This window comes from Streptomyces sp. NPDC003036 (assembly GCF_040611175.1).
In the GTDB taxonomy this organism is placed as follows: domain Bacteria; phylum Actinomycetota; class Actinomycetes; order Streptomycetales; family Streptomycetaceae; genus Streptomyces.
The window spans coordinates 1-24,354 of record NZ_JBEXNO010000013.1 but is presented as its reverse complement, the minus strand read 5'-3'; the positions used below and the strand labels follow the sequence as shown (position 1 = coordinate 24,354).

The window sequence follows — 24,354 nt, the reverse complement described above, 5'->3', positions numbered from 1 at the left end:
AAGCGCCACCCCGCCCCGGTAACCGGCCCTCATTCCCCAGGGTGTCGGCCGGTTGCCGGGCCGGGGCAGCGTACGTAACTCGTCGGCACACGAAGGGATCTGTCTCGCCCATGTACACAGCATCGTCCTCCGTGTCCGCCCCGCCCCGGCCCGCGCGTACCCTCCCGGCCGGCAGCGGGCCGTATCCGGATCCACCCCAGGCCGTGCGGGCCCGGCGCTGGGCGGGACCGGCGGCGGGGCCGCTCAGTGGAAGGATCGACCTGTCCGGTCCGCAGGGCGCGCAGTTGCGCAAGGCGATCGCGTCGGTGCACCGGATCTGCCCGGAGTTCAACCCGGTCCAGCTGATGCGGCGCAGCAGCCGCTCCGTCCTGCTCGTCGGGACGACGGGACGGGCCACCGCGGTCGCCAAGGTTTTACTGGACCACTCCACCGCCTGGGCCGAGCGCATCCGTCATGAGATCGCGGCCTACCGCACCTTCGTCCGGCACCGCCCGCCGGTGCGGGCGCCGCGGCTGATCGCCGCGGACCCCGACAACTGCACGCTGGTGATCGAGCGGATGCCGGGGCGGCCCGCGGCGCTCAGCCGCCACCCCTTCGAGGCGCCGCCGCGCGCGGACGTACGGGCCGCGCTGGGGGCGATCGCGCGGCTCAACGCGTGGCGGCCGCCGGCCGGGATGTTCGACGCTCCGCTGGACTACGCCTCGCGGATCTCCCGCTACCACGAGCTGGGGCTCTTCACCGACCGGGACCGGGACGACCTGCAGAAGCTGCTGCATGGGCTGGCGCACGCGGGCGGGCTGGGCGGTGTGGGCCAGTTCTGCCACGGTGACGCGCTGCTGTCGAACATCCTGCTGTCGCCGGCGGGCCCGGTGCTGGTCGACTGGGAGCACGCGGGCTGGTACCTGCCGGGGTACGACCTGGCGACGCTGTGGGCGGTGCTGGGCGACGCCCCCGTGGCGCGGCGCCAGATCGCGCAGCTGGCGCAGGCGGCGGGGCCCGCGGCGCGCGACGCGTTCCTGGTGAACCTGATGCTGGTGCTGACGCGGGAGATCCGGACGTACGAGACGGCCGTGCAGCGCACGATACGGGAGGCACCGCCGGTCGGCTCGGTACCGGTTCAGCCGGGCGGCCTGTCCGCGGGCGAGGAGCAGCGCCTGCTGCTGAGGCGGCTGCACGACGACTGCGCCATGGCCCGCCGGGCCGTGCGCGCCGCGGTCGGCACACGCTGACCACCTCGGGAGGGGAGTGCGCTGTGTGACCGGTGCCGACACACCGGCGCACAGCGCACTGCTGGTTTCACGGGCGCGGGTGCCGTGGTGTGGCGCGGGAGGGGCGGGAGGTGCGGGCCGCGTGGACGGCCCGGTGGAAGGGGGCGTACAGGTCCGACGGCAGAGCGGTGCCGTCGGCGGTGGCGACCAGCGCTGCGGCGACGTCCCGCAGCTTGGTGTTGCCGTGCTGGGAGATCTCCACGAGCACTTGCCAGGCCCGGTCCGCCGGGCAGGGGGTCAGCGCCATGATCATGCCCTGGGCGCGGTCGATGACGCCGCGGCTCTCCAGGGCCCGGCGCAGCTGGTCCACCTCGGTGGCGAGGCGTGCGGTGTCCGTGCGCTCCACGGGGTGCGCGGTCGTCACGGCCGGGTCCGCCCTTCGGTCGGCTTCCACGTCATGGGGTCGTTCCTCCGCTGTTCCTCTGCGGTGTGTGCCTGCCGGGGTTGTGTCCCGACCGCAGAGGGCGCAAGCACGCCGTACGGCCCGTCCGGGCAGGGACTTTCGTCCCATCGTGGGCGGCCCTTCTTCCGGCCGACCGGGCCCGGTGTCGGCCGGTGGAGTGGCCGGGCGTTTACCGCCCTCCGTGCCGGATACGCGGCAGATGTCCGTTTGCAGGTGTCTATGATCCGGGAGGCCGCGACCATGCCGTCCGACGTGGCGTCGCTGAAGGCCTTCATCGAGCGGGAGATCACGACGCTCCGCGCCGATGTGCGCAGGGCGACGGATGCCGCCGCGCCCGCCCCCGGGCGCCCGGACGCGCCGGCTCCCGGCGAGGGCGCCCGCGAGGCCAGGCAGTGCCCGTGCGGCCAGGGCCACGGCGCCTCGCACAGCTGCGTGGACGCGGATGAGGACCACGACCCGTGGCGCTGTCTGTGCGCCACGCTGCCGGGCATCCCGGTGTCCGCCGCGCTCCTCGCACCGGTGCGGGACGATTCCGGGGCCGTCACGGACTTCGTCATCCGGGCCGGAAACCACATCCGCTCGGTGGAGTGGCTGGTGCCGCCGGACCAGCAGGTCGGGCAGCGGTTCTTCGAGGTGGCGCGCACCGGCGCCGCCGCCAGCGGGCTGCTGTCCGCGCTCAGTGAGGTCCTGGAGACGGGGCGCGCGCTGGGCGGCCTGGTGGTGGACTACACCGAGGAGCGGTACGGCAGGCTCAGGCGCGTCCAGCTGGTGCACTACGCGGCCGCCTGCGGCGAGCAGGTGCTGACGACCTGGCGGCCGGTGCGCAGTCAGGCGGAGCTGCTCACCATCGACGCCCAGCACCTGGCCTCCATGGGGTGGGGCTGGTGGGACCTGCTGTCGGGCGGGGTGTCGTGGTCGGAGGGGCTCCAGCGGATCTTCCGTACGGATCCGGCGCTGCCGTGGACGCTGCTGGAGCTGTGCGATCACCTGGTGGCGGCGGACGTGAGTCCGTTCGGCGAGTTCATCGCGTCCGTGCTCGCCGGTGAGGAGCCCGCCTGGACCCGGATCCGGTTCCTGGTGCTGGGCGAGGTCCGCACGGTGGACCTGCTGGGGCGGCCGGTGGCCGGGACGGACGGGCGGCCCTGGGCGGTGCAGATCGTGGCCCGCGACCTCACTCCGCAGATGCGCAGCCGGCGCCGCCTGGTGGAGAAGCAGGTGGAGACGGAGCAGCTGCGACAGCAGGCCGCGGCGGAGCGGCACGTCGCCTCGGCCCTGCGCGAGGCGCTGCTGCCGACGTACTCCGAGGGGCTGGCCGAGCTGGGGCTGACGGCCGCGGCCGCGTACCTGCCGGCCGAGCCGGACGCGGCTGTCGGCGGCGACTGGTACAAGTGCCGTCCGCTGCCGAACCGCCGGGCGCTGATCGCGATCGGGGACGCGAGCGGGCACGGGCTGGACGCGGTGGCCCGGATGGCCCAGCAGCGGTACGCGATGGCGGGGCTCGCCCACTCGGGCGCCTGCGCCGGTGACGTCACCACGTGGCTGAACGAGCTGGTGTGCAGTGAGCCCGCCCCCGCGACGGCCACCATGTGCGTGGGGCACGTCGGGGACGACCGGGTGTTCCGGTGGACGTGTGCGGGGCATCCGGCGCCGCTGCTGCTGCGCGACGGCCATGTCTTCGCGCTGCCGACCGACCACCGGGGGCCGATGCTGGGTGTGCTGCCCGGCCATGACTACGAGACGGCGGAGTTCCCGCTGGAGGGCGGGGATGTGCTGCTGCTGTACACCGACGGGGTGGTCGAGCGGCGCGGCCAGGACATCACGGACGGCATCGAAGCGCTGGCGCGGGCGCTGACCGGGAGCAGTGGTCTGCCGCCGCAGGGCATCATCGACCGGCTCACCGACGAGTACGAGCGCACGGCCCATGACGACGACGCGTGCCTGCTCGCCGTACGCGTCGACTGAGCACGGCCCCACCCCCCACCAGTACGACTTATATGACTAATTCATGAGTCGCGTGGGACGCATGGGACGTGGGTAAGCCCGGCCCGGAAGTGTCCTTTCCTTCACCCTTCTTCACCGAAAGGCCCCGCGCGCATGGCTCAGCCCTTCGTCCTGCCGGATTTCTACGTGCCGTATCCGGCACGCCTCAATCCCCATCTGGAGGCGGCCCGCGCCCACACCAAGCAGTGGGCGCGGCGGATGGGGATGCTGGAGGGCTCGGGCGTCTGGGAGGAGCACGACCTCGACTCCCACGACTACGCCCTGCTGTGCTCGTACACCCACCCGGACTGCGACGCCGACGCGCTGTCCCTGGTCACCGACTGGTACGTCTGGGTCTTCTTCTTCGACGACCACTTCCTGGAGGTGTTCAAGCGCACCCAGGACCTGGCCGGCGGCACGGCGTACCTGGACCGGATGCCGGCCTTCATGCCCATGGACCTCGACCAGGGGATGCCGGAGGCGACCAACCCGGTGGAGGCGGGCCTCGCCGACCTGTGGACCCGTACCGTGCCGAGCATGTCGGCGGGGTGGCGCTCCCGGTTCGCCGAGGCGACCGAGCACCTGCTCAACGAGTCCCTGTGGGAGCTCGCCAACATCAACGAGGGCCGGATCGCCAACCCCGTCGAGTACATCGAGATGCGCCGCAAGGTCGGCGGCGCGCCCTGGTCGGCGGGGCTGGTGGAGTACGCGGCCGGCGCCGAGGTCCCGGTGTCGGTCGCGAACTCGCGGCCGCTGCTGGTGCTGCGGGACACGTTCGCCGACGCCGTGCACCTGCGCAACGACCTCTTCTCGTACCAGCGGGAGGTCGAGGACGAGGGCGAGAACAGCAACGGCGTGCTGGTGCTGGAGACGTTCCTCCGCTGCTCGACGCAGGAGGCCGCCGAAGCCGTCAACGACCTGCTGACGTCCCGGCTGCAGCAGTTCGAGAACACGGCGCTGACCGAGGTGCCCGCGCTGTGCGTGGAGAAGGGACTCGGGCCTGAGGAGTGCGCCGCCGTCGCCGCGTACACCAAGGGGCTGCAGGACTGGCAGTCCGGCGGCCACGAATGGCACATGCGCTCCAGCCGCTACATGAACGAGGGTGCGCTGGGGGCCCGTTCGGCGCTCCCCGGGGTGCTGGGCACGTCGGCGCTCGACATCCGCACGCTCTTCGGGCGGCCCGCCGCCGCGCGGCTGCGCACCCTGACCCATGTGCCGCACCAGCAGGTCGGGCCGTCGCTGCTGCCGGACTTCGACCTGCCCTTCCCGCTGTCGCTCAGCCCCCACCTGGACGACGCCCGCGCGAAGGCGCTGGCGTGGGCCGGCCGGATGGGCCTGCTCGACGACATCTGGGACGAAGCCATGATGGACGGCTTCGACCTCCCGCTGTGCGCGGCGGGTCTGGACCCGGACGCCACCGCCGAGGAGCTGGAGCTCAGTTCGCTGTGGCTGACCTGGGGCACGTACGGCGACGACTACTACCCGCTGAAGTTCGGGCGGCCGCGCGACCTCGCCGGAGCTAAGGTGTCCACCGAGCGGCTCAAGGCGTGCATGCCGGTGGAGGATCCGGCGGCCGGCGCCGTCGGCGCCGTCAGTCCGATGGAGCGGGCGCTGGCCGATCTGTGGGCCCGCACGGCCGGGCCGATGGGCCCCGACGCCCGGGCGTCCTTCCGCGGGGCGATGGACCGCATGCTGGACAGCTGGATGTGGGAGCTCCACAACCAGGCGCAGCACCGGGTGCCCGACCCGGTCGACTACATCGAGATGCGGCGCCAGACCTTCGGCTCCGACATGACGATGAGCCTGGCGCGGCTGCGGCACGAGGGCGGGCTGCCGGCGGAGCTGCTGCGGAGCGGTCCGGTGCGCAGCCTGGAGAACGCTGCCCAGGACTACGCCGCGATGCTCAACGACCTCTTCTCGTACCAGAAGGAGATCGAGGTCGAGGGCGAGGTGCACAACGCGGTGCTGGTGGTGCAGACCTTCTTCGGCTGCGACTACCCCAGTGGTGTGGCGATCGTCGACGACCTGATGCGGGGGCGGCTGCGGCAGTTCCTGCATGTGAAGGAGAGGGAACTGCCCCTGCTGGCCGAGCAGTTCGGGCTGGAGGAGACCGGCCGGGCGGCGCTCGACGCGTACGTCCGGGAGCTGGAGGACTGGCTGGCCGGCATCCTCAACTGGCACCGCAGCGTGCGCCGCTACCGCGACGAGGACGTCCGCTCGGGCGCCGGCACGGCACGGCTGCGGGGCGTGAGCGCACCGGACGCCACGGCGCCGGCCGAGTCCCGCACGGCTCGGGCCGGCGGCCTGCCGACCGGGCCGGTGGGGCTGGGTACCTCGGCGGCCCGGGTGGCGGAGCTGTTCGCGTCCCGGAGCTGAGCGGGAGAGGGGGCCGTCAGGAGGGGCGGATGCCGCGGAGCTGGTCCAGTTCGCGGCGTTCGCGCTTCGTCGGGCGGCCGGCGCCGCGGTCGCGGACTCCGGCCAGCGCGACGTGCTCGCGGGGCGGCGGGGGCGGGCTGTTGTCGATGTACGCCTCCGCCGCGACGGGTGCGCCGACACGCTTGGTGAGCACGCGGGTGACCTTGACGATCCGCTCGCGGCCCGCGTGGTAGAGCCGCACCTCGTCGCCCGGCTTAACCGCCTGGGCGGGTTTGACGCGCTCGCCGTTGACGCGGACGTGCCCGGCGCGGCTGGCCGCGGCGGCCTGCGACCGGGTCTTGGTGAGCCGTACGGCCCAGATCCAGCTGTCGACGCGGGGGGTCGCCCGCGTGGTCCCCTCGTCCGTCGCCATGGGCTCAGCCCTGCTGGAAGAGTTCCGCGGGCAGGGGCTTGAGCAGCGCGTACAGGTCGTCGGTGATGGGGCGGTCCCAGCTGGCGATGGTGACCAGGACGTTGTCGCTGCGGTCGAACTGCACGCAGGAGATGCGGCTCTCGGAGAGCTTGAGGCGGCGCACGATCAGCAGGTTGTCGCCCTGCATGACCGGCACGTCCTCGGTCTCGACGACCTCGACCGGCTCGTCGTTGTCGAGCGCGGCGAGGAGCTGGGCGACCTCGAAGGGCACCTGGCCCTCGGCGAGCTCGCGCGCCGGGGAGCCCTCCGGGAGGTTGCCGATGATCATCGCGGGACCCCGGCCGCCGAACAGGTCGTACCGGAGGAAGACACCCTGGCAGCTGCCGTCGGGGGCGGGGAGCAGACCGGCGCCGAGATTGCCGGGCCAGTCGCCCGGGTCCATGGCCAGGACATCGAAGTCCGGGCCGGCGGGTGTGGCGGCGCTGCGGCGACGGAGGAAGGACATGCCGCCATGGTACGTGCCCGGGCGCCCGGAACGGCGGGCGGCCCCTCGGCGGACGGCCCCCCGAACGGCGGGTACGCGGGCGGCCCGCGCCGCCGCGCGCACGGGCGCGGCTCGGCGCGGTTCACCGCATCGGGGGACGGCCGGCCGCCGGGCCCGCCGCTCCCCCGCGCTCGGCGAGGAGGCGCAGGGTGGTGAGGGCCTGCCGGGCGTGAGCGTGCTCCACGAAGAGGTGGTCGTGGTGGTAGCCCGCCACGACGTTGCAGCTCAGTCCCGCGTCGGCGAGCGCGCCCGCGACGGCGGCGGTCAGGCCGACGGCGTCGAGCGCGGAGTGGACACGCAGCGTGATCCAGCCGGCCACGTAGTCGTACGGGAGCGAGGCCGCGTCCGCCTCCTCCTCGCGGACGACCACGGTGAGGCCCTCGGACTCGGCGACCGTGACCACGGGGTGCAGGCCGGGCGGGACGGCCGGGCCGTCGACGGTACAGAAGACGTAGCGGCCGGGGTGGAGCTCGGGCCGCAGGGCGGCCAGGAGCCGGGTCAGGTCGCGCTCTCCGGTGGTTCCACTCATGATCGCCAGCTTAGGCGGGCGCACCGGCGAGGACCCGGCTCCCGGCGCCCTGCCGTCAGGTGAGGTCGAACTCGCCCTCCCGGGCGCCCCGGACGAAGGCGCGCCACTCGGCCGGGGTGAAGATCAGCGACGGGCTCTCCGGGCGGGTGGCGTTGCGCATGGCGATGAACCCCTCGACGAAGGCGATCTGCACATCGCCGGCGCCCTGGGTGCCCGAGCGCCAGTCCGCGTCGCTGAGGTCGAGGTCCGGCTTGTTCCAGTCCATGAGCTGCTGCTGGGCGGTGATGCTGTCGGCCACGTGCGTGCTCCTCCCGGTTCGTCCGTCCGCGCACACCCTAGTCATCGCGGCTTGTCCCCGACAGACCGCGATCAACGGGCCCTGGAGGGGGCGTCGTCGGTGGTGGGGTCGAGGAACGCGGCGACGGTGCGGGCGAATGCCCCGGGGTCGTCCACCCACGGGTAGTGGCCGGCGCCGCGCTGGACGGCGAGCCGCCCGTGCGGGAAGAGCGCGGCGAGTTCGGCGGCGCTGGCGGGCCGCGGGCCGGCGTCGTACTCGCCGGCGAGGACGAGGACGGGCGCGGTGACGGCGGCGAGCGCGGCGCGGGTGGCGACGGGGTCGCCGAGTGCGCCGTCGGCGTAGAAGGCGTCGGCGGCCGCGAAGTTGGTCTGTTCGTCGTCGCTCGCGGCGTGCGCCCGGGCGGCCGCGTCCCACCGCCCGTACATGAACGGCAGCACGAGGTCCCACACCTCTTCGATGTCGCGCCCGGCCAGCATCTCGTCGAGGGCGGGGCGGCTCCGCGCGTACCAGGGCTCGCCCTGGCGCAGGTCGGCTGCCTCGCGCCGGTCCTCGGCGGTGGCGTCGATGCCGGCGGGCCGGGTGCCGCCGGTGACGAGGGTGAGGGAGGCGAGGCGGTCGGGGTGGGCGGCGGCGTACAGGACGGCGAGGGTGGCGCCGGCGGAGTGGCCGAGGAGGTCGAGCCGGTCCAGACCGAGGTGGACGCGCAGCGCCTCGACGTCGTCGACCTGGCGGTCGGCGCGGTAGGTGCCGGCGTCGGCGGGCTCGGCGGAGTCCCCGGTGCCGCGGGGGTCGAGCAGGACGAGCCGGCGGTGGGCGGTGAGCCCGCCGAGGTCCCCGAGGTAGGCGGAGGCGCGCATCGGCCCGCCGGCCAGGCAGACGAGCGGCTCGCCCTCCCCTCGCAGGTGGTAGGCGAGCTCGGTCCCGTCGTACGCGCTGAACTTCGGCATGGGCGAGATCCTCACAGCGGGGTGGACGGGCTCGCAAGGCGGTTCGCGGTTCCGGCCGGCGCGCAGGGGCTCCGGCGCGGAAAGCGGCTGTCGGCCTCTTGCCTTCCCGCCGCCGGGTTGGATAACTGATCCCCAACGCGTCGACCGAATGATCGGTCGACCGTCCGCGACCGGACCTCAGGACGGGAGAACGGCGATGACGGACCTGCTCGACGCCGGGGAGAAGCTCGGCCGCGCGGAGCTGGCGGCCCTGCAGCTGGAGCGGCTGCGGGCGACGCTGCGCCACGCGTACGAGAACGTGGAGTTCCACCGGCGGGCCTTCGACAAGGCGGGGGTACGGCCCGAGGACTGCCGCGAGCTCGCCGACCTCTCCCGGTTCCCGTTCACGGCGAAGGAGGACCTGCGGGAGACGTACCCCTTCGGGATGTTCGCCGTGGAACGGTCGCGGGTGCGGCGCATCCACGCGTCGAGCGGGACGACGGGCCGGCCGACCGTCGTCGGCTACACGGACGGCGATCTGGACGTGTGGGCGGACGTGATGGCGCGGTCGATCCGCGCGGCGGGCGGACGGCCCGGGCAGATGGTGCATGTGGCGTACGGCTACGGGCTGTTCACGGGCGGGCTCGGGGCGCACTACGGCGCCGAGCGGCTGGGGTGCACGGTCGTGCCGGCCTCCGGGGGCATGACGGAGCGTCAGGTGCGGCTGATCCAGGACTTCCGGCCCGAGATCATCATGGTGACGCCGTCGTACATGCTGACCCTGCTGGACGAGTTCGAGCGGCAGGGGGGCGATCCGCGCACGACGTCGCTGAGAACCGGGATCTTCGGCGCGGAGCCGTGGACGGAGGAGATGCGGCGCGAGATCGAGGAGCGGTGCGGGATCGACGCGGTGGACATCTACGGCCTGTCGGAGGTGATCGGGCCGGGCGTCGCGCAGGAGTGCGCGGAGACGAAGGACGGGCTGCACATCTGGGAGGACCACTTCTACCCCGAGGTCGTGGACCCGCTGACGGGCGAGGTGCTGCCCGACGGGGAGCACGGCGAGCTGGTGTTCACCTCGCTCACCAAGGAGGCGATGCCGGTCGTCCGGTACCGCACGCGGGATCTGACGCGGCTGCTCCCGGGAACGGCGCGGGTGTTCCGGCGGATGGAGAGGGTCACGGGGCGCAGTGACGACATGGTGATCCTGCGGGGCGTGAACCTCTTCCCCACGCAGATCGAGGAGATCGTCCTGCGTACGCCGGGCCTCGCGCCTCACTTCCAGCTCAGGCTCACCCGGGAGGGGCGGCTCGACGCGCTGACCGTGCGCGCGGAGGCGCGGCCGGGGGCGACGGCGGAGGTGCGCGAGCGGGCGGCGGGAGCGGTGGCGGCGGCCGTGAAGGAGGGGATCGGGGTGTCGGTGGCGGTGGAGGTGGTGGACCCGGAGACGCTGGAGCGGTCGGTGGGGAAGCTCCGGCGGATCGTGGACCTGCGCGGGGAGTGAGGGGCCTGGGCTCAGCGGCTCAAGACGGTCTCCCGCTCCAGGCGCGACAGCTTCTCGGGGTTGCGCACGGCGTAGAGCCCGGTGACGAGGGCGCCGTCGACGCGCAGCGCCATGACGGTGTCGATCTCGCCGCCCAGCCGGACGATCAGCCCCGGGTCGCCGTTGACCCGCGTCGGCCACAGCGACACCGCACCGGCGATCCTGCCCAGCACGTGCGCCACCTGACCGGCCCCCACGACGGGTGCCGGTGCGGCCCGCACGACTCCACCGCCGTCGGTGAGCAGGACGACGTCCGGCGCGAGGAGGTCGAGCAGGCGTCGCAGGTCGCCCGTTTCGACCGCCCGCTGGAACGCCTCGGCGGTGCGGCGGGCCTCGGTGGCGGAAGCGGCCCCGCGCGGCCGGCGTGCGGCGACGTGGGCCCGTGCCCGATGGGCGATCTGACGGACCGCGGCCGTGGTTTTGCCGACGGCCTCGGCGATGTCGTCGTACCCGAGGCCGAACACCTCGCGCAGCACGAACACCGCGCGCTCGGTCGGGGCGAGCGTCTCCAGTACCAGCAGCATCGCCATCGAGACGCTGTCGGCCAACTCGACGTCCTCCGCCACGTCCGGCGCGGTCAGCAACGGCTCCGGCAACCAAGGGCCGACGTAGGACTCCTTGCGACGGCCGAGCGCGCGCAGATGGCTCAGCGCCTGGCGGGCGGTGATCCGGACCAGGTACGCACGCTGGTCCCGCACGGTGCCGGGATCGACGCCCACCCAGCGCAACCAGGTCTCCTGCAGGACGTCCTCGGCGTCGGCGGCCGAGCCGAGCATCTCGTAGGCCACGGTGAACAGCAGGTTGCGGTGGGCGACGAACGCCCGGGTGACGCGGTCCATGTGGTCGCCGCCGGTGCCCGGCTGCGACGTGTCCCCCGTCGGGTCGCTCACAGTCCGGTCGTTCCTGGTTCGGTGGTTCATCGCCGGCTCCCGCCCGTTCGCTCTCGACTGCGCCGTACACCAGACGCCGGTCCCCACCGCTGTGTGACACCCGCGGCCGGTGATGCACGCCACATCACCGAGCCGTCACAGGGGTCGGGCGGTCGGCGTCTTGTGTCCGTCCGGGTGCGGCAGCACGCGAGACCACGAGACCACGAGTGAGGACGACGTCATGGAAGCTCGTTTCAACCTGTTCGACAGCCCGACCGCCGCGAAGGTCGCCAAGCGGTTTTACAGCACCTCGTTGGCCCTGGAGGGGTCGACGCTGCCGAAGGCCGTGCGGGAACTGGTGGAGCTGCGGGTCGGCCAGCTCAACGGCTGCGGTTTCTGCGTCGACGTCCACACCAAGGAGGCCGCGGCCGCCGGTGAGACCGCGCTCCGGCTCCACCTGGTCGCCGCCTGGCGGCACAGCACGGTGTTCACCGAGGCCGAGCGGGCCGCGCTGGCGCTCGCCGAGGAGGGCACCCGGCTCGGCGACCACGGCGTGTCCGACGAGACGTGGGCCGAGGTGCGCGAGCACTACGACGACGACCAGGTGGGTGCGCTGGTCTGCGTGGTGTCCCTGATCAACGCGGCCACCCGGATGAACGTGATCGTGCACAACCCGGGGGGTTCGTACGAGCCCGGCATGTTCGCCGGCATGTCGAGCTGACCGGCGGCAGGCGCCCGCGCGGTCGGCGGTACGGTCGGCCGCGCGGGTGTCTCGGGGAGTGGACGCCGCGATCGGGGGCAGGTGAGCCGCATTCCGGGTGTGTACGGAGCATCCGGACGGTTGTGGAGAGGCGGTTGTCGTGCGCAGCGTGGGCGTCGAAGAGGAACTCCTGCTCGTGGACCGTGAGAGCGGCGAGCCCAGAGCGCTCTCGGCGGCGGTGCTGGCCGCCGTCTCGCGGGACCCCCAGGGCAATGAGGAGGTCTTCGAGAGTGAGTTGCAGCGCCAGCAGCTGGAGTTCGCCACACGGCCGCAGACGGCCATGGCGGACCTGGGGGTCGAGATCCGGCGCTGGCGGGCCGAGGCGGCGCGCCATGCGGAGGGGCTGAACGCCTCGGTGGCGGCGCTGGCGACGTCGCCGCTTCCGGTGAGTCCGACCATCGGCACCGGGGAGCGGCACCAGTGGCTGAAGGAGCACTTCGGCCTCACCGCCCAGGAGCAGCTGACCTGCGGGTGCCACGTCCATGTGTCGGTGGAGTCGGACGAGGAAGGGGTGGCGGTCCTCGACCGGATCCGGCCCTGGCTTCCCGTGCTGCTGGCCATGAGCGCGAACTCGCCGTTCTGGCAGGGCGAGGACAGCGGTTACGGCAGCTACCGCAGCCGCGTCTGGGGGCGGTGGCCGTCCGCCGGGCCGGTGGAGGTCTTCGGCTCGGCCGACCGCTACCACGAGCAGGTGGGCGACATGGTCGCGAGCGGGGTGCTGCGCGACGAGGGCATGGTGTACTTCGACGCCCGGCTCTCCCACTCGTACCCCACCGTCGAGATCAGGGTGGCCGACGTCTGCCTGGACCCGTCCACGACGGTGCTGCTGGCGACGCTGGTACGGGGCCTGGTGGAGACCGCGGCGCGCCAGTGGCGGGACGGCGAGCCGCCCGCGCGGCACGGTGTGACGCTGTTGCGGCTGGCGTCCTGGCGGGCGGCCCGGTCCGGGCTGGAGGACACGCTGATCCACCCGCTGACGATGCGGCCCGCGCCGGCCGAGGCCGTCGTGCGGGCGCTGTTCGAGCATGTGCGCGACGCCTTGGAGGAGAGCGGCGACGTGCCGGCCACGCAGGAGGCGCTGGCGATGCTGCTGAAGACGGGGAACGGGGCCAGGGTGCAGCGCGAGCTCCTGGAGCGGGAGGGGAGCCTGCGGTCCGTGGTCACCGAGTGCGTGCGCCGCACGCTCGACTGAGCGGGACCGCCGCACACGCGTACCGACCGGACGGTTGACAGCGGGCGGTCGGGGGTGGGTGCATGGCCCAACAAGCTTTCGTTCCGGTCTTGTTGGGAGGCGCCTTGCACGTCCGCAGCAGGCTTTCGCGGAGCCGTCTCAGACGGCTCGTCCCGGCCGCCGTCGCGCTCGCGACGGCGGCCGCCACGGCCGGTGCCGCCGGCCCGTCCGTACCGACGGAGCGTCACCGGCCCTCGGACGGCGGCCTGTCGGCCGTCATCCGCTACACCGAGTACGGCATCCCGCACATCGTGGCCAAGGATTACGCGAACCTCGGCTTCGGCACCGGCTGGGCGCAGGCCGCCGACCAGATATGCGTGCTGGCCGACGGTTTCGTGACCGTACGCGGCGAACGCTCACGCCACTTCGGGGCGGGCACGGCGTCCGACGGGGCGCTGTCGTCCGCCGCCACGAACCTCTCCAGCGACCTGTACTTCCAGGGCGTGCGCGACGCGGGCACCGTGGAGCGGCTGCTCGCGACCCCGGCGCCCGCCGGGCCGAGCCGCGAGGCGAAGGAGCTGATGCGCGGCTGGGCGGCCGGCTACAACGCCTGGCTGCGGCAGAACCGCGTCACCGACCCGGCCTGCGCGGGCGCCGCCTGGGTGCGGCCCGTCACCGCGCTGGACGTCGCCCGGCGCGGTTTCGCCCTGGCGGTGCTGGGCGGGCAGGGCCGGGCGGTCGACGGCATCACGGCGGCGCGGCCGCCGGACGCCGCGCCGGGCGCGCCCGTCGCGCCCGTGGATCCCGCCCGTGCGGCGGAGGCGGCCCGCGCGCTGTTCGCCGCCGAGAGCGCCGACATGGGCTCCAACGCGGTGGCGTTCAGCGGCGCCACCACGGCGAACGGCCGCGGGCTGCTGCTGGGCAACCCGCACTACCCGTGGCACGGCGGCCGCCGCTTCTGGCAGTCGCAGCAGACCATTCCCGGCGAACTGAACGTCTCGGGCGGCTCGCTGCTCGGCGGTACGGCCGTCAACATCGGTTTCACCGAGAAGGTGGCGTGGAGCCACACCGTCGCCACCGGCGTCACCCTCAGCCTCCACCAGTTGGCGCTGGACCCGGCCGACCCGACCGTGTACCTGGTGGACGGCAGCCCGGAGCGGATGACGCAGCGGACGGTCACCGTCCCGGTGAAGGACGGCGCCCCCGTCACCCGTACGCAGTGGTGGACGCGGTACGGGCCGGTCGTCACCTCCCTCGGCGCCTCGCTGCCGCTTCCCTGGTCGACGACGACGGCGTACGCGCTGAACGACCCGAACGCCGTCAACCTGCGCTCCACGGACACCGCGCTGGGCTTCGCCAAGGCGCGCTCCACGCGCGAGATGTCCGATGTGCTGCGCCGCACGCAGGGGCTGCCGTGGGTGAACACGATCGCGGCGGACGCGTCCGGGCACACGCTGTTCACCCAGTCGCAGGTGCTGCCGCGCATCACCGACGAGCTGGCCGCGCGCTGCTCGACACCGCTGGGCAAGGTGACGTACCCGGCGTCGGGCGTGGCGGTACTGGACGGCTCGCGCACGGAGTGCGCGCTCGGGTCGGACCGGGACGCGGTGCAGCCGGGCATCCTCGGGCCGTCGCGGATGCCGCTGCTCCAGGACACGCCGTACGCCGTGAACTCCAACGACAGCGCCTGGCTGACCAACGCCGACCGGCCCCTGACCGGCTACGAGCGGGTGTTCGGAACGGTCGCGACGCCGCGTTCGCTGCGGACCCGGGGCGGTGTCGAGGACGTCGCCGCGATGGCCGCGAGGGGGCGGCTGACGGTGGCCGACCTCCAGCGGCAGCAGTTCGCCAACCGGGCGCCGGCCGGGGATCTGGCAGCCGCCGACGCGGCGGAGGCGTGCGCGGCCGCGCTGCCGGACGACCGGGAGGCGTGCGGGGTGCTCGCGCGCTGGGACCGGACGGTGGACACCGGCAGCCGGGGCGCGCTGCTCTTCGACCGCTTCTGGCGCAGGCTCACCGCGGCCGTCCCGGCGACGCAGCTGTGGAAGGTGCCCTTCTCGGCGGCCGACCCGGTCCGTACGCCGCACACGCTCGACACCTCCTCGCCCGCCTTCGCCAAGGCCCTGAAGGACGCGGTCGCCGAGCTGCGGGCGGCGGGGATACCGCTGGACGCGCCGCTCGGGGAGCACCAGTTCGTGGTGCGGGGCGGCACGCGCGTCCCCGTGCACGGCGGTACGGAGTCGCTCGGCATATGGAACAAGACCGAGGCCGTGTGGAACGCCGCGGGCGGGGGCTACACGGAGGTGGCGCACGGGACGAGCCATGTCCAGGCGGTCGGCTGGGACGGCGGCCGGTGCCCGGTGGCGCGGACGCTGCTGACGTACTCCCAGTCGTCGAACCCGCATTCGCCGCACTTCGGCGACCAGACCGCGCTGTTCTCGGGCGAGCGGTGGGTGAGAGCCCGGTTCTGCGAGAAGGACATCCTGTCCGACCCGAAGCTGAGGGTCGTACGCGTCAGGGGCTGATCGACAGGAAGACGAAGGCGGCGAAGAGCACCAGGTGCACGCCGCCCTGGAGGAGGGTGGCCCGTCCGGGCACCACGGTCAGGGCGCTGACCACCGCGGTGAGCGTGAGCAGCACCAGGTGGACGGCGCCCAGACCCAGCACCAGGGGCCCGGACAGCCAGATCGAGGCGAGCGCGATCGCCGGCACGGTGAGGCCGATGCTGGCGATCGCGGAGCCGTAGGCGAGGTTGAGGCTGGTCTGGACCCGTCCGCGGCGCGCGGCGCGCACGGCGGCGAGGGTCTCGGGCAGCAGCACCATCAGGGCGATGACGACCCCGACGACCGCCTGGGGAAGCCCCGCCGACTCGACGCCGTCCTCGATGGCGGGTGAGACCAGCTTGGCGTTGCCGACGACGGCGACGAGGGCCACCAGCAGCAGGCCGAGGCTCGCCCAGGCGGCGCGGGCGGCGGGCGGCGGGGCGTGGTCCTCCTCGCTGTCGGCGGGGCCGTCGGCGAGGCCCCCGTCGCGGGCGACGGGCAGGAAGTAGTCGCGGTGCCGGACGGTCTGCACGGTGACGAAGAGCAGGTAGAGGGCGAGCGAGGCGACGGCGGCGAAGGCCAGCTGGGCGCCGGTGAACTGATGGCCCGGCTTGCCGGTGGTGAAGGTGGGCAGGACCAGGGTCATGGTGGCGAGTGTGGTCACGGTGGCGAGCGCGCCGCCGGAGCCCTCGGCGTTGAAGACGGCCACCCGGTGGCGGCGCAGCGCGGCGACGAGCACGGACAGGCCGACCACGCCGTTGCAGGTGATCATGAAGGCGGCGAAGACGGTGTCGCGGGCGTACGTGGACGCGTCACCGCCGCCCCCGGCCATCAGCATCACGATGAGCCCGACCTCGATGACGGTCACGGCGACGGCCAGGACGAGGGAGCCGTACGGCTCGCCGACGCGGTGGGCGACGACCTCGGCGTGGTGGACGGCCGACAGGACGGAGGCGATCAGGCAGAGCCCGACGACGGCGAGGAGCGGGCCGGGCAGGTGGCGCCCCCAGCCGGCGGCGAGGACGGCCACGGCGACGACCGGCGCCCAGGTGGTCCACTGCCGGGCCGGGTGCGCGGGCCCGTGGCCTTCGCCCCGCCCGGCCGCCGGCCCCTGGTGGGGACCTTGTTCCGTGCCCGTACTCATGCGGCCACGCTGCCAGAGCGGGGTGGGCGCCGCGCGCTGTGGGGGCCACAACGGGTGCGGTGTCTTGACGGGTCCCGGGCGACGGTAAGAAAGTTTCACCTGCCGCGGGGGTGCCGGAAGGATTCTTTCAGTGAGGCTGGAGGGGTGGGGATGGCGGAGGGGATCAGTCGGCGCCGGCTCGGCGGTGGAGTCCTGGCTCTGGGAGGAGCGCTGGTGATCGGTTCGATTCCGGGTGCCGCCGCGGCGGACGACGGCGGGCCCGGCCCGGGCCGGGGCACCGGGTCCGGGGCGCGGGGCGGGCGGCCGACGCTGCGGCTGGGGTCCGCCGAGCGGGCCGGGCTGCTGCCCGGCCACCTGGACCGGCTGGTGGCCGACGCGGAGCGGTTCCTTGAACCCTCCCCCAAGCACCCGTGGTACGCGGGGGCGGTGCTGCTCGCGGGGCGCGGCGGCACGGTGGCGCTGCACAAGGCCATCGGGCACGCCGTGCGGTACGCGGCGTACGACGAGAAGACCGACACGGGCGTGGAGCTTCCGGCCGAGCGCCGGATCGCGATGACCGAGGACACCGTCTTCGACCTGGCGTCGGTGTCGAAGCTCTTCACGGCGGTGCTGGCGGTGCAGCAGATGGAGCGCGGGGCGCTGGATCTGGAGGCGAGGGTCACCGCGTACCTGCCGGACTTCGGGGGCGGCGGCAAGCAGGACATCACGGTGCGTCAGCTGCTCACGCACACCTCGGGGCTGCGGGCCTGGATCCCCCTGTACGAGGAGCCGACGCGGGAGGGGAAGCTGCGCCGGCTGTGGCGGGAGGAGCCGGCGAACCCGCCCGGGAGCACGTACCTCTACTCGGACCTGAACCTCATCACGCTCCAGCTCATCCTGGAGGAGGTCACCGACCGCACGCTGGACGCGCTGCTCCGCAACGAGATCACCGCTCCGCTCGGAATGCACCGCACCCGTTTCAATCCGCCGGCCTCCTGGAAGCCGCTGATCGCCGCCACCGAGGACGCCCGCCGCCCCTGGTCCGGACTCGACCGCGGCCTGGTGTGGGGCGAGGTGCACGACGAGAACGCGTACAGCCTCGGCGGTGTCGCGGGCCACGCGGGTGTCTTCTCCTGCGCCTGGGACCTGGCCGTCCTCGCCCGTACGCTGCTGAACGGCGGCGTCTACGGCCGTGCCCGGATCCTGGAGCCGAAGTCCGTGGAGCTGATGTTCACGGACTTCAACACCGCCTTCCCCGGCGACGAGCACGGGCTGGGCTTCGAGCTGTACCAGCACTGGTACATGGGCGCCATGGCCACCCCGCACACCGCGGGCCACACCGGCTTCACCGGCACCAGCCTGGTCATCGACCCGACCACCGACTCGTTCCTCGTGGTCCTCGGCAACTCGGTGCACCCGGCGCGCTCCTGGCGCTCCGGCTCGGCGCCCCGCGTCGCCGCCGCCGACCACATGGCGCGCGCCGTCCCCGTCCGGCCGGCGCACGGCCGCACCGCCTGGTACGCGGGCATGGCGTCGAGCACCACGGCGACGCTCACCCTGCCCGACCTGCCGTCGCCGGTCTCGGACCGGGCCCGGCTGCGCTGCGCGCTGTGGTGGGACACCGAGCCGGGCGCGGACGCCCTCTTCCTGGAGGGGTCCGGCGACGGGGGCGCGACCTGGCGGCCGGTGCCGTTCACGACCGTACGGCCCGGCGGAGGCGGCGGCGAGCCGGTCCGGCATCCCGGCGGCACGGTGACGGGCTGGTCCGGGCGGGTGTGGCACCGGCTCGACGCGGACCTGGCGGCCTGGCGGGGCACGGCGTCGCTGCGGCTGCGCTGGCGGTACGCCACCGACCGGCGGTACGTCGGGCGCGGGGTGTACGTGGACGGGCTGCGGGTGCGCGACGGCGACGACGTCCTCTTCGACGACGCGCGCCCCTCGGACGCGGCGCGCCTCCGGCTGGATGGCTGGACCGCCTCGATGGACTGATGGACCGCCTCGATGGGCTGAGTCGACCGCATACCCCGCGGACGAACCGGTGAGACTCGCTCGTTAGGGTGAACAACCATGATCTCCAAGGCATTTGAGGACTACCTGTCCCGCCTGGGCGTCACCCGTCCGGGGGCGCCGTCCGTCGAAGCCCTGTTCGCGCTGCAGCGCGCCCATCTCGAACGCGTTCCCTACGAGAACATCGACATCCAGCTCGGCCGCCCGCCCGGTATCGAGCCGGAGCTCTCGGTGCGGCGGTTCGCGTCCGGGCAGGGCGGCTACTGCTTCCACCTGAACGGCGGCTTCGCCGCGCTGCTGGAGGCCCTCGGGTACGACGTGACCCGGCACGTGGCCGGCGTCCACGAGGACCCGGAGGGCCGGGGCGCCAACGGCAACCACCTGGCGCTGACCGTACGCGTCGGCGGCGAGGGCTGGTTCGTGGACGCGGGGCTCGGCGACGGGCCGCACGAGCCGCTGCCGCTGCGGCCGGGGACGTACCGCCAAGGGCCGTTCACGTACCGCATGGAGCCCTCGGACACCGAGCCGGGGGGCTGGACCCTCTTCAACGAGGGCGGCCCCTTCCCGGTCATGGAGATGGCGGGGCGGCCGGCCACGATGGCCGACTTCGCCGCCGAGCACCTGCGGCTGTCCACCGCGCCGGACTCGCCCTTCCTGGGGACCTTCGCCGCGCTGCGCCGGGACGCCAAGGGGCTGGACGTCCTCCGGGGCAGGGTGCTCACGCGGATCGACGCGGCGGGGCGCGCCGAGCGGACGCTGGACACGCCGGAGGAGTGGTACGGCGCGCTCGCGGACGTCTTCGGGCGGAACCTGGACACCCTCGACGGCACGGACCGGGCCGCGCTGTGGGAGCGGGTGACGCGCGCCCACGAGGCGTGGCTCGCGGCCCGGGCACAGGCGCCGACGGGGTGAACCGGTCACCCGGACGGGCGCCCGGATGCGGATCCGGGGGGCTGCGGCGAGACTGAGGGGCGGGGGACGTCACGACCAGGAGGATGACCCTATGTCCGTGATGGACAAGCTCAAGCAGATGCTCAAGGGCCACGAGGACAAGGCAGACAAGGGCGTCGACAAGGCCGGCGACGTCGCCGACCGGAAGACGCAGGGCAAGTACAGCGGCCAGGTCGACACCGGCCAGGACAGGCTGAAGGAGCAGTACGGCCGCGACCCCGGCCAGGAGCCGCCCCGCACCTGAGCGGGGTCGCGCCCCGCGCTTCGCCACCCGCGCCCGGGCCCCCCGCCCGGGCGCGGTGCCGTGTAGACGGCCGGACAGCGGGATCGTGCGGCGTGGCGCCACCCGGGCGGGCGCCTCGGCGTGCGGGCCGCCGACAGCTGGTGAACAGTCGAGTCGAGTCCCCCTCAACTCGAAGGAGAATCCCATGCTTCGGCGTATCTCGGTGATCCTCGCCGGTCTGACGGCCGCCTGCTTCCTCTCCGCCTCCCCGGCGGCCGCGGGCGGCGACGACTACAAGCTCGGCTGGCTCGACGGCTACAAGGTCAAGGCGGGCAAGGTCCACGTGGGTCACATCCACGGCGGGTACTTCCACCTCGGCTGACGCGGCGCCACGTACGTGGGGACGGGAGCGGCGCTCCCGTCCCCACGTGCGTCCGGCGGCGGTTCAGCGGCCCAGGACCGCCATCGCCGCGTTGTGGCCGGGGATGCCGCTGACGCCGCCGCCGCGGACCGCGCCCGCTCCGCACAGCAGCACGGTGGGGTGCGCGGTCTCCACGCCCCAGCGGCCGGGCCCCTCCCTGCCGTCCGTGTCGTCGGTGGCGTACGGGAACGCCAGGTCGCGGTGGAAGATGTGGCCGCCCGGCAGCCGCAGCTCGCGCTCCAGGTCGAGCGGGGTCTTCGCCTCGACGCAGGGGCGGCCGTCCGCGTCGCGCGCGAGACAGGCGGCGATCGGCTCCTCCAGGTAGCGGTCCAGTTCGGCGAGGGTGGCCTCCAGGAGCGCGGCGCGGGCGGCGTCGTTGCCGGCGGTGAACAGCCGCGCCGGGGTGTGCAGGCCGAAGAGCGTCAGCGTGTGGTGGCCGCGGGCGGCGAGGTCGGGGGCGAGGATCGAGGGGTCGGTCAGGGAGTGGCAGTAGATCTCGCCGGGCGGGGCGGCCGGCAGCCGCCCGGACACCGCCTCCCGGTACGCCGCCGCCAGCTGCCGGTACCCCTCGGAGACGTGGAAGGTGCCCGCGAAGGCGTCGCGCGGGTCGACGGAGCGGTCCCGGAGGCGGGGCAGCCGGGTGAGCAGCATGTTGACCTTCAGCTGGGCGCCCTCGGCGGGCGGCGGGGCGGGTTCGCCGAGGAGGACAGTGAGGGCGTGCGGGGAGGCGCCGACCAGGACGTGGCGGGCGGTGACCGTGCCCTCGGCGTCCCGGGTCCGGTAGGTGACCTCCGCGGTGCGGCCGTCGGTCTCGATCCGCGTCGCCTCGCGGCCGGTGGCGATCTCGGCGCCCGCCGCGCGCGCCGCGTCCGCGAGGGCGTCGGTGAGCGCGCCCATGCCGCCGACCGGCACGTTCCAGTCGCCGGTGCCGCCGCCGATCACGTGGTAGAGGAAGCACCGGTTCTGCGCGAGGGACGGGTCGTGGGCGTCCGCGAAGGTGCCGATCAGCGCGTCGGTGAGGACCACGCCGCGGACCAGGTCGTCGCGGAAGTGCTCCTCGATCGTGACGCCGAGCGGCTCCTCGAAGAGGGCCCGCCACGCCGCGTCGTCCGCGACGCGGGCGCGCAAGGCGTCCCGGGTGGGCAGCGGCTCGGTGAGGGTGGGGAAGACGCGTGCGGCGACGTGCCGGGTGCGGGCATGGAAGCGCCGCCAGGCCGCGTACTCGGCGTCCGAGCCGGTGAGCGCGGCGAACGACTCGCGGGTGGTGCGCTCCCCGCCGATGAGGAGGCCGCCGGCGCGGCCGTCGCGCAGGGTCGGGGTGTACGAGGAGACGCGACGGGGGCGGACGGCGAAGCGCAGGCCGAGCTCGCGGACGATCTTCGGCGGCAGCAGGGACACCAGGTAGGAGTAGCGCGAGAGGCGGGCGTCGACGCCGGCGAAGGGCCGGGTGGAGACGGCCGCCCCGCCGGTGGCGGGCAGCCGTTCCAGGACGAGGACGCTGCGCCCGGCGCGGGCCAGGTAGGCGGCGGCGACCAGGCCGTTGTGGCCGCCGCCGACGATGACGGCGTCGTACGGGCGCGAGGGCGTCATGGTTCCTCTCCGCGGTGGCTCGTGTGGGCGGCGACCCGGCGGTGGAGCTCGGCGGCCTCGGCGTGGCGGCCGAGCTGCTCCAGGCAGTGTGCCTCGTCGTCGCGGCCGGCGAGCGTGTCGGGGTGGGCGGGGCCGAGGACGCGCTCGCGGGCGGCGGCGACCCGCTGGTAGCCGCGCAGGGCCTCCGGCCAGCGGCCCAGCCAGCCCAGCGCGACGGCGACCTCGCGGCAGCTGGCGAGCGTGTCGGGGTGGTCGGGGCCCAGCATCCGCTCGCGGATCGCGCACACCTCGCGGGCTTCGGCGAGCGCCTCCTCCCAGCGGCCGAGGCGCCCGAGGTTGACGCCGACGCCGTGCCGGGCGCGCAGGGTCTCCGGGTCGTCGGGGCCCAGCGCCCGGGTGCGTGCGTCCACGAGGTCGCGGTAGAGCGCCAGGGCCTCGTGGCTGCGGCCGAGGCGGCCGAGGCTGATGCCGGTCTCGTAGCGGGCGGCGAGCGTGTCGGGGTGGTCCGGGCCCAGGGTGCGTTCGCGGGCGTCGGCGACCTCGCGGTAGGCGTGCAGGGCCTCGGGCCAGCGGCCCAGCCGGCCGAGGGTGTGCGCCACCTCGTACCGGGTGGCCAGGGTGTCCGGGTGCTCGGGGCCGAGCAGCCCGGCGCGGGCCGCGGCGACGTCGGCCGCCATGCGGTACGCCTCCTCCAGGCGCCCCAGCCTGCCGAGGCTGTACGCCAGGTTGTGGCGGCAGCGCAGGGTGTCGGGGTGGTCGGGGCCGAGGGTGCGTTCGCGGGCCGCGAGCACGCGCCGGTACAGCTGGTGCGCCTCGAAGTGGCGGCCCTGGCCGCCGAGGACGTACGCCATCTCCTGCTGGGCCGCGAGCGTGTCGGGGTGGTCGGGGCCGAGGGCCGCGTGGTGCCGGGCGGCGAGGGCGCCGAGCGCGGCGTGCGGCTCGGGGGCGGGCGGCGGGGACTGGGGGGCGGTCCACTGGCCGGTGAGGCCGGCGGAGGGGTCGGGCGGGGTGGCGCGCAGGGCACTGGTGCCGACGGCCTTGGGGCCGGTGGTCATGGACCGGGTCCAGGAGGGCAGGCGCGGCGCACGGTCCGGCAGCGGCCGTCCGGCGGGCCGGTCGTCCCGCCAGGGCCCCGCGTACGGCGGGGGCGCGCCGCCCGGGCCGGCCGTGCGGGCGGCGGTGAGGCGGCGGCGCAGGTCGGCGGCGTCGTCCGGGCGGTCCTCCGGGGCCTTGGCGAGCAGGTCGAGGACGATCCGCTCGAAGGGCTCGGGCAGTTCGGGCCGGTGGTCTCGCGGCGGCTGTGGCGGGGTGTCGCGGTGGCCGACGAGGATCGCCCAGGCGTCGCCGAGGTCGAACGGCGGGGCGCCGGTGGCGATCTCGTACAGCACGCACCCCAGCGAGTACAGGTCGCTGCGGTGGTCGACGGACCCGCCGCCGATCTGCTCGGGCGACATGTAGTGCGGGGTGCCCATGGCGATGCCGGTGCCCGTGAGGCGGGCGGTGAAGCCGATGTCGGCGCCGAGGCGGGCGATGCCGAAGTCGCAGATCTTCACGGTGCCGTCGGTGAGGCGCACGATGTTGGCCGGCTTGAGGTCGCGGTGGACGACGCCCTGGCGGTGGGTGTACGCGAGGGCGTCGGCGACCTGTTCGGCGATGTCGACGACGTCGTGGACCGGCAGCGGCCGGTGCTCTCCGTCCTCCAGGAGCCTGCTGAGGTCGCGGCCGTCGAGGAGCTCCATGACGAGGTAGAGCACGCCGTCCCAGTCACCGAAGTCGTGGACGACGGTCACGCCGCGGTGCTGGAGCGCGGCCGCGACGCGCGCCTCGCGGCGGAAGCGCTCGCGCAGCGCGCCTACGACGTTCTCGTCGCGACCCGGCCCGAGGCCGAGCGGTTTGAGGCACTTGACCGCGACGCGGCGGCCGAGCGCCTCGTCCGTGGCGCGCCACACCTCGCCCATGCCGCCGCGCCCGATCACCTCGTGCAGCCGGTAGCGTCCGTGGATCAGCCTGGTGTCCCCCATAGCGTGCTCTCGCCCCCGTCGGTTCGCCACGCCCCTCCCCCGCCGGTCCAGTATGGCGGCCTCTGCCCGGAGTGTGTACGGGGCGGGCTGGGTACCCGGAGCCGGTCCGACGCCAGTCGAACACCGGTCGAACCGGGAGGTGACCGTCATGCCGGAGCCGGGCAGCAAGAAGTACGACGTACGGCGCGCGCGGACGCGCAAGGACGCGGAGAACGAGGGCGTGTCCGACCAGCAGGCCAACGAGGAGGCGAACGCCAGGCTGCAGCGGGACGAGGGACTGCGCTCGCGCGGGGCCCGGACGGAACGCGGGCGGGGGCCGAAGGGCGAGAAGGGGGAGCGGCCGAAGTAGTCCGCGCGGGCGGTGAAGGGCGGGGGGGGGGGGGGGTTGCCCCGCCC

General features: G+C 74.2%; 22 protein-coding genes. 12 read left to right on the top strand and 10 right to left on the bottom strand.

Translation table 11 applies throughout. The features are described 5' to 3' along the window. The first annotated feature begins 110 nt into the window (after positions 1-110). Positions 111-1,229 (top strand): aminoglycoside phosphotransferase family protein, encoded by a 1,119-nt coding sequence (locus tag ABZX67_RS12050; RefSeq protein WP_355357759.1) that lies wholly within the window; start codon positions 111-113, stop codon positions 1,227-1,229. Between the two features lie 67 nt (positions 1,230-1,296). Here ABZX67_RS12050 and ABZX67_RS12045 read toward each other — a convergent pair whose 3' ends face one another. Further along, on the bottom strand, positions 1,297-1,662 hold the full coding sequence (locus ABZX67_RS12045; RefSeq protein WP_355357756.1) for an ANTAR domain-containing protein: 366 nt from the start codon (positions 1,660-1,662) through the stop codon (positions 1,297-1,299). A 249-nt stretch (positions 1,663-1,911) separates the two neighbouring features. Here ABZX67_RS12045 and ABZX67_RS12040 point away from each other — a divergent pair, with 249 nt between their 5' ends. Both ABZX67_RS12040 and ABZX67_RS12035 read left to right on the top strand, forming a co-directional pair. Continuing rightward, the gene (locus ABZX67_RS12040; protein WP_355357753.1) at positions 1,912-3,633 is read left to right on the top strand and encodes a PP2C family protein-serine/threonine phosphatase; all 1,722 of its coding nucleotides are present in this window, start codon (positions 1,912-1,914) and stop codon (positions 3,631-3,633) included. Between the two features lie 132 nt (positions 3,634-3,765). Beyond that, entirely contained in the window at positions 3,766-6,027 is a 2,262-nt protein-coding gene (locus tag ABZX67_RS12035; protein WP_355357750.1) for a terpene synthase family protein, read from the top strand. 16 nt (positions 6,028-6,043) lie between these two features. Here ABZX67_RS12035 and ABZX67_RS12030 read toward each other — a convergent pair whose 3' ends face one another. The 5 genes from ABZX67_RS12030 to ABZX67_RS12010 all read right to left on the bottom strand — a co-directional run bounded on the left by ABZX67_RS12030 (position 6,044) and on the right by ABZX67_RS12010 (position 8,757). Continuing rightward, positions 6,044-6,439, bottom strand: coding sequence for a S4 domain-containing protein (locus tag ABZX67_RS12030; RefSeq protein ID WP_355357747.1), 396 nt, complete (start codon positions 6,437-6,439; stop codon positions 6,044-6,046). A gap of 4 nt (positions 6,440-6,443) precedes the next feature. Further along, positions 6,444-6,944 carry a hypothetical protein gene (locus tag ABZX67_RS12025; protein ID WP_355357744.1) on the bottom strand — a complete coding sequence of 167 codons (501 nt, stop codon included), beginning with the start codon at positions 6,942-6,944 and terminating at the stop codon, positions 6,444-6,446. Positions 6,945-7,065: 121 nt separating this feature from the next. Next, positions 7,066-7,512, bottom strand: coding sequence for an ACT domain-containing protein (locus tag ABZX67_RS12020; protein WP_355357741.1), 447 nt, complete (start codon positions 7,510-7,512; stop codon positions 7,066-7,068). A 55-nt stretch (positions 7,513-7,567) separates the two neighbouring features. After that, positions 7,568-7,810 (bottom strand): DUF397 domain-containing protein, encoded by a 243-nt coding sequence (locus ABZX67_RS12015; protein ID WP_355357738.1) that lies wholly within the window; start codon positions 7,808-7,810, stop codon positions 7,568-7,570. 71 nt (positions 7,811-7,881) lie between these two features. Continuing rightward, positions 7,882-8,757, bottom strand: coding sequence for an alpha/beta hydrolase (locus ABZX67_RS12010; protein ID WP_355357735.1), 876 nt, complete (start codon positions 8,755-8,757; stop codon positions 7,882-7,884). 196 nt (positions 8,758-8,953) lie between these two features. On the opposite strand from ABZX67_RS12010, the gene paaK reads away from it, so the two are divergent. Continuing rightward, positions 8,954-10,240 carry a phenylacetate--CoA ligase PaaK gene (paaK, locus tag ABZX67_RS12005; protein WP_355357732.1) on the top strand — a complete coding sequence of 429 codons (1,287 nt, stop codon included), beginning with the start codon at positions 8,954-8,956 and terminating at the stop codon, positions 10,238-10,240. An 11-nt stretch (positions 10,241-10,251) separates the two neighbouring features. On the opposite strand, the gene ABZX67_RS12000 is transcribed toward paaK, so the two are convergent. Beyond that, complete coding sequence (locus ABZX67_RS12000; RefSeq protein WP_355358121.1) at positions 10,252-11,118, bottom strand: RNA polymerase sigma-70 factor; 867 nt, start codon at positions 11,116-11,118, stop codon at positions 10,252-10,254. 271 nt (positions 11,119-11,389) lie between these two features. On the opposite strand from ABZX67_RS12000, the gene ABZX67_RS11995 reads away from it, so the two are divergent. The 3 genes from ABZX67_RS11995 to ABZX67_RS11985 all read left to right on the top strand — a co-directional run bounded on the left by ABZX67_RS11995 (position 11,390) and on the right by ABZX67_RS11985 (position 15,604). Then, positions 11,390-11,869: a carboxymuconolactone decarboxylase family protein gene (locus tag ABZX67_RS11995; protein ID WP_355357729.1), complete on the top strand. Its 480-nt coding sequence runs from the start codon at positions 11,390-11,392 to the stop codon at positions 11,867-11,869. Positions 11,870-12,008: 139 nt separating this feature from the next. After that, on the top strand, positions 12,009-13,100 hold the full coding sequence (locus tag ABZX67_RS11990) for a glutamate--cysteine ligase (protein ID WP_355357726.1): 1,092 nt from the start codon (positions 12,009-12,011) through the stop codon (positions 13,098-13,100). Positions 13,101-13,204: 104 nt separating this feature from the next. Then, a complete protein-coding gene (locus tag ABZX67_RS11985) occupies positions 13,205-15,604 on the top strand; it encodes a penicillin acylase family protein (RefSeq protein WP_355357723.1) in 2,400 nt (799 codons plus the stop codon). On the opposite strand, the gene ABZX67_RS11980 is transcribed toward ABZX67_RS11985, so the two are convergent. Then, a complete protein-coding gene (locus ABZX67_RS11980) occupies positions 15,594-16,766 on the bottom strand; it encodes an ionic transporter y4hA (protein ID WP_355357720.1) in 1,173 nt (390 codons plus the stop codon). The two genes, ABZX67_RS11985 and ABZX67_RS11980, sit on opposite strands and share 11 nt — an antisense overlap. Positions 16,767-16,916: 150 nt before the next feature. Between ABZX67_RS11980 and ABZX67_RS11975 the strand changes: the two genes are divergently transcribed. From ABZX67_RS11975 to ABZX67_RS11960, 4 genes are all read left to right on the top strand, one after another. Beyond that, positions 16,917-18,734 (top strand): serine hydrolase, encoded by a 1,818-nt coding sequence (locus ABZX67_RS11975; RefSeq protein ID WP_355357717.1) that lies wholly within the window; start codon positions 16,917-16,919, stop codon positions 18,732-18,734. Between the two features lie 78 nt (positions 18,735-18,812). Next, on the top strand, positions 18,813-19,664 hold the full coding sequence (locus ABZX67_RS11970) for an arylamine N-acetyltransferase (protein ID WP_355357714.1): 852 nt from the start codon (positions 18,813-18,815) through the stop codon (positions 19,662-19,664). 91 nt (positions 19,665-19,755) lie between these two features. Further along, a complete protein-coding gene (locus tag ABZX67_RS11965) occupies positions 19,756-19,947 on the top strand; it encodes an antitoxin (RefSeq protein ID WP_355357711.1) in 192 nt (63 codons plus the stop codon). 184 nt (positions 19,948-20,131) lie between these two features. Next, entirely contained in the window at positions 20,132-20,308 is a 177-nt protein-coding gene (locus ABZX67_RS11960) for a hypothetical protein (RefSeq protein WP_355357708.1), read from the top strand. Positions 20,309-20,371: 63 nt separating this feature from the next. Here the strand turns inward: ABZX67_RS11960 and ABZX67_RS11955 are convergent, their stop codons facing one another. Further along, a complete protein-coding gene (locus ABZX67_RS11955; RefSeq protein ID WP_355357705.1) occupies positions 20,372-21,937 on the bottom strand; it encodes an NAD(P)/FAD-dependent oxidoreductase in 1,566 nt (521 codons plus the stop codon). Then, complete coding sequence (locus tag ABZX67_RS11950) at positions 21,934-23,958, bottom strand: tetratricopeptide repeat protein (protein WP_355357702.1); 2,025 nt, start codon at positions 23,956-23,958, stop codon at positions 21,934-21,936. Before ABZX67_RS11950 ends, ABZX67_RS11955 begins: the two co-directional genes overlap by 4 nt. A 148-nt stretch (positions 23,959-24,106) precedes the next feature. Between ABZX67_RS11950 and ABZX67_RS11945 the strand changes: the two genes are divergently transcribed. Then, a complete protein-coding gene (locus tag ABZX67_RS11945; protein ID WP_355357699.1) occupies positions 24,107-24,307 on the top strand; it encodes a hypothetical protein in 201 nt (66 codons plus the stop codon). Positions 24,308-24,354 lie beyond the last annotated feature (47 nt).

Bases quoted from the DNA above. Each gene is read 5' to 3' on its own strand.
- ABZX67_RS12050 (WP_355357759.1), top strand. From the start codon at position 111: ATGTACACAGCATCGTCCTCCGTGTCCGCCCCGCCCCGGCCCGCGCGT.
- ABZX67_RS12040 (WP_355357753.1), top strand. From the start codon at position 1,912: ATGCCGTCCGACGTGGCGTCGCTGAAGGCCTTCATCGAGCGGGAGATC.
- ABZX67_RS12035 (WP_355357750.1), top strand. From the start codon at position 3,766: ATGGCTCAGCCCTTCGTCCTGCCGGATTTCTACGTGCCGTATCCGGCA.
- ABZX67_RS12030 (WP_355357747.1), bottom strand. From the start codon at position 6,439: ATGGCGACGGACGAGGGGACCACGCGGGCGACCCCCCGCGTCGACAGC.
- ABZX67_RS12025 (WP_355357744.1), bottom strand. From the start codon at position 6,944: ATGTCCTTCCTCCGTCGCCGCAGCGCCGCCACACCCGCCGGCCCGGAC.
- ABZX67_RS12020 (WP_355357741.1), bottom strand. From the start codon at position 7,512: ATGAGTGGAACCACCGGAGAGCGCGACCTGACCCGGCTCCTGGCCGCC.
- ABZX67_RS12010 (WP_355357735.1), bottom strand. From the start codon at position 8,757: ATGCCGAAGTTCAGCGCGTACGACGGGACCGAGCTCGCCTACCACCTG.
- paaK (WP_355357732.1), top strand. From the start codon at position 8,954: ATGACGGACCTGCTCGACGCCGGGGAGAAGCTCGGCCGCGCGGAGCTG.
- ABZX67_RS12000 (WP_355358121.1), bottom strand. From the start codon at position 11,118: ATGGACCGCGTCACCCGGGCGTTCGTCGCCCACCGCAACCTGCTGTTC.
- ABZX67_RS11995 (WP_355357729.1), top strand. From the start codon at position 11,390: ATGGAAGCTCGTTTCAACCTGTTCGACAGCCCGACCGCCGCGAAGGTC.
- ABZX67_RS11980 (WP_355357720.1), bottom strand. From the start codon at position 16,766: ATGAGTACGGGCACGGAACAAGGTCCCCACCAGGGGCCGGCGGCCGGG.
- ABZX67_RS11975 (WP_355357717.1), top strand. From the start codon at position 16,917: ATGGCGGAGGGGATCAGTCGGCGCCGGCTCGGCGGTGGAGTCCTGGCT.
- ABZX67_RS11970 (WP_355357714.1), top strand. From the start codon at position 18,813: ATGATCTCCAAGGCATTTGAGGACTACCTGTCCCGCCTGGGCGTCACC.
- ABZX67_RS11965 (WP_355357711.1), top strand. From the start codon at position 19,756: ATGTCCGTGATGGACAAGCTCAAGCAGATGCTCAAGGGCCACGAGGAC.
- ABZX67_RS11960 (WP_355357708.1), top strand. From the start codon at position 20,132: ATGCTTCGGCGTATCTCGGTGATCCTCGCCGGTCTGACGGCCGCCTGC.
- ABZX67_RS11955 (WP_355357705.1), bottom strand. From the start codon at position 21,937: ATGACGCCCTCGCGCCCGTACGACGCCGTCATCGTCGGCGGCGGCCAC.
- ABZX67_RS11950 (WP_355357702.1), bottom strand. From the start codon at position 23,958: ATGGGGGACACCAGGCTGATCCACGGACGCTACCGGCTGCACGAGGTG.
- ABZX67_RS11945 (WP_355357699.1), top strand. From the start codon at position 24,107: ATGCCGGAGCCGGGCAGCAAGAAGTACGACGTACGGCGCGCGCGGACG.